The organism is Prosthecobacter sp. (genome assembly GCF_044222345.1).
Taxonomy (GTDB): Bacteria; Verrucomicrobiota; Verrucomicrobiia; order Verrucomicrobiales; family Verrucomicrobiaceae; genus Prosthecobacter.
In genome coordinates this window covers 65,786-69,216 of record NZ_JBGANL010000036.1, presented here as the reverse complement: position 1 = coordinate 69,216, position 3,431 = coordinate 65,786, and the positions used below count along the sequence as shown (strand labels likewise).

Here is a 3,431-nt window from a genome sequence, read left to right as displayed (position 1 = left end):
CGCCTGCGTTTGGATCGCCAGCGTATGTGAGCGGCCTGCGCCCGTATGGCAGGCCGTATGAGCGGAGCGGGTTCTACCCGTACAGTGAATCACGCCCGGGTGGCATGGGGTACTATGACCGGGTGGCTTCGCCGCACGGTTCCTATGAGTACATCTACCATGATCTGGAGGTGCCGCATCCGGCGCCGGGGACGCCGCTGAAGGAGAAGACGGTGCGGTATACGTCGCGCTATCCTTCGTCCTGGGGTGCGCCGATGTGGGTGACGACGTTCAAACCGGGGATTTTTGCGCGGCGTGGAAATGGTGCGGCACCTGCCGCAGCGCCGGGGGCGGGATCTGAGTGAGGGTGGGGAGACGGCGCGGTTTCTCTGCTGACTGAGGACGATTTCATGGATGGTCCGGGGAGTGAATCGTCTTGAGGGTGAAGAGCACGCCGAGCACGGTGCACATCAAGCCGATGCTCAAGGACAGTGCTGTGAGGAGCCAGTAGAAAAGAGGTTCGTGGTCCCGAGTGTACCGGATGTTTTTATAAGTGATGTGTTTCTGACTCAGGGACCGCCCGCTGTTGAAGAAAAGAAACAGGCCGAAGAGGCTCAGCATGATGGACCCAGCAAGGGAGCCTTGCGTGGTGGCGGTGGGCGGAGGGTGCGGCATTTTCGTGGGCGGCGATGCGAGGCGTGTGGGTAGAGGTGTCCACGGTGCGCCAGGAGGAGCGGAGGAGATGAATGCTGAGGTAGATGCCGAAGAGGATGAGCAAGACGGTCCAGAGGATCTGAAAGCTGAGGATGAACCAAAATGCGAAGGGGCTGTCTTCGCGGCGATAGCACTGGCTGCGATAGTTGACCTGCTTCTGAGTCCATGCCCGCCAGGAGAGGTAGGTGCCGATGAGGCCGAAGATGAAGCACATGAATATGCCTGCGAGCTCGTTGGACATCATGGGAGGGTGTGGCGTGGGGCGGTGGTGGTGGTTCTGTGCAGGGGCGTTTATAGAGGGTTGGGAGGCTGATTACCAGTTGGGAGAGTGTGCCTTCCCATCGCCGCAGACATGGAGTCAAACTGGCGGGCCGTGACGAGCATGGGCGTCTGAGGGTGTTTTTGGCATCGGAGGTGCAGAGCATGCTGTGTTGCGCTGGACGAGGCTTGACGCCGAGGGTCTTGCTTGTCGGGGAGTTTGCAGCACGCTCATGGACGGGCGGGCTGGGAACGCCATGGCGTCAGACGTCCTCGCAGTCGGGCGGTTTGGCGGAGGAGGTGATGGAAGATCTGAAGATCTTCGACGCCAAACACGGCCGACCTACGGCCCGGAGTACTGCGCTTGTGCTTGACTGGGAGAATCGAGAACGAGGACGATTCGTGGGGGCTACTGGCGCACGGGGATGGCTTTGGGGATGTAGTCGTCCTCGGGGACGGGGATGGCTCTGGGGACGGCGCCGGGGGCGGTGGTGCTTTGGTAGGGGTCTTGGCCGAGGACGACGGTGGAAACGGGGGTGACGGGGATGACGCGGGCCTCTCCTTCCACAAAGAGGGCGCGGGGGGGCGTGGCGAGGAGCTGGGAGGCGGGATCTTTGGCGTCCCAGCCTTTGGGTTTGCCTTCGGTAACCATGGCGAAGACGGCGGCCCACAGGGGGAGCGCGGCGGTGGAGGCGGTGGTGGTGGCGCTGATGGGGGCGTCTTTGTCATGCCCGATCCAGACGAGGCAAGTACGCTGGCGGTCGGAGCCGATGAACCAAGCGTCGGTGCGGTCGTAGGTGATGCCGCCGTAGCCGGCGATGCTTTTGCGGGCGAGGCCATGGGCGAGGAGGGGCTTGCGGTATTCGGGGCGCTCCATGCCAGTGATGAGGGTATCGCGCACATGGGCGACGGCGGCGGGGGTGAAGATCTCGCTGCTGCGCACGGTGGGGCCGGCGAGGAGGTGGGGAGTGGAGCAGGTGCGGCCGTCATTGGCGATGGCGGTGAAGGCGTGGGCGACTTCGATGAGGCGGAGGGGGCTCTGGCCGAGGGTGAAGGCGGCCTCCGTGCGCAGCGGGGTGCTGAAGTGACAGCGGCCGAGGGCGGTGCGCAGAGGCTCCAGCCCGACCTGATAACCGAGGCGGACGGTAGCGGCGGTGCGGTTTTCCAGGAGGGCCTGGACGGGGGTGATGGTGCCGCCGGTGTAGGCGACGGGCTCGCCCTCCGCGCCCCATTCGCCGAGGGTACCGGTGAGGCCGCCGATCATGGCCTGCTTGTTGTCGAGGGGGCCATCGAGCTGGGGGGCATCGGTGATGTCTGGCTGGGCGGTGAGGGCGGCGGCGTAAACGAGGGGGAGGAAGGCGGTGCCGGGGGGGCGGATGCCATCGAGGGCGCGATTGAAGGGGCTGGTGGTGAAGTCGCGCCCGCCCTGCATGGCGAGGATGGCTCCGGTGGTGTTGTCGAGGACGATGACGGCGCCCTGGAGGGTTTTGTCCTTGGGGGCGAGGGTGTCGAGGTGCTTGCGGACGAGGGTGTCCAATGTGTGCTGCCAGTCGAGCCGGAGGGTCATGGTCATCTCAGGCGGGGTGCCAGGCTTGAGGCCGAGGCGCTGGAATTCGGCGCGTGCGGCGGCGAGCATGTAACCGGTGCGGACGCGGTTTTTATCGTGGCTGATGGTGAGGGGCTGGTCGCGTGCGACGGCGGCTTCGGCTGCGGTGATGCTGCCGGTCTCTGCCATGCGCTGGAGGGTGAGATCGCGCTTCTGTTTGGCGAGGGCGGGCTGGGTGATGGGGGAGAAGGCGACGGGGGCCTTGATGATGCCGGCCAGGGTGGCGGACTCGACGAGGGAGATGTCGTGGACGTCTTTGCCGAAGTAACAGCGGGCGGCGGCGCCGACGCCGCTGCAGCCGGTGCCGAGGTAGATGCGATTGATGTAATGGGTGAGGATCTGCTCCTTGGTGTATTCACGCTCGATGCGCATGGCGAGGAAGATCTCGGTGATCTTGCGCTCATAGCTGCGGCCCTGGAGGCCGAAGGCATTGCGGGCGAGCTGCTGGGTGATGGTGCTGCCGCCCTGGCGGATGCCGCGTGAGGTGAAGTTTTTCACGGCGGCACGGGTGAGGCCGATGAAGTCGAACCCGGGATGGGAGAAGAAGCGGGCGTCCTCCGTGGCGATGATGGCCTGGACGAGGGTGATGGGGACATCATCGAGGGTGACGATCTCGCGTTCGATTTCGCTGGCGCTGCCGATGGGCTCGCCTTGGGCGCCTTTGATGAGGGTTTCATTCTGGCCGCGCGTGAGGGCGGCCATGTCATAGGTGGCGGCGAGGGCGGAGTAGTGGTGCCAGACGAGGGCGAAGGCGATGAGGCCGATGAGCAAGAACACGGCGCAGGTGCCACCGATGAAACGGAACCAGCGGGGGAGGCTGTGGTTGCGTGCGCGGTGGGTGGGGAGAATTGCGGAGAGGGTGGGCATGCGGGGC

General features: G+C 65.1%; 3 protein-coding genes. 1 reads left to right on the top strand and 2 read right to left on the bottom strand.

Going from position 1 to position 3,431, the window contains the following annotated elements:
- A partial coding sequence (locus tag ACILSL_RS18425; RefSeq protein ID WP_395733525.1) for a hypothetical protein occupies positions 1 to 344 on the top strand: 344 nt, incomplete at its 5' end.
- Positions 345 to 526: 182 nt separating this feature from the next.
- Here the strand turns inward: ACILSL_RS18425 and ACILSL_RS18420 are convergent.
- Positions 527 to 937, bottom strand: a complete 411-nt coding sequence (locus ACILSL_RS18420) for a hypothetical protein (protein ID WP_395733524.1) — start codon at positions 935 to 937, stop codon at positions 527 to 529.
- Between the two features lie 423 nt (positions 938 to 1,360).
- The gene (locus tag ACILSL_RS18415) at positions 1,361 to 3,424 is read right to left on the bottom strand and encodes a transglycosylase domain-containing protein (protein WP_395733523.1); all 2,064 of its coding nucleotides are present in this window, start codon (positions 3,422 to 3,424) and stop codon (positions 1,361 to 1,363) included.
- Positions 3,425 to 3,431 lie beyond the last annotated feature (7 nt).

What these genes read in the sequence shown, in the direction of transcription:
- ACILSL_RS18415 (WP_395733523.1), bottom strand. Translation starts at nt 3,424, where the DNA reads ATGCCCACCCTCTCCGCAATTCTCCCCACCCACCGCGCACGCAACCAC.
- ACILSL_RS18420 (WP_395733524.1), bottom strand. Translation starts at nt 937, where the DNA reads ATGATGTCCAACGAGCTCGCAGGCATATTCATGTGCTTCATCTTCGGC.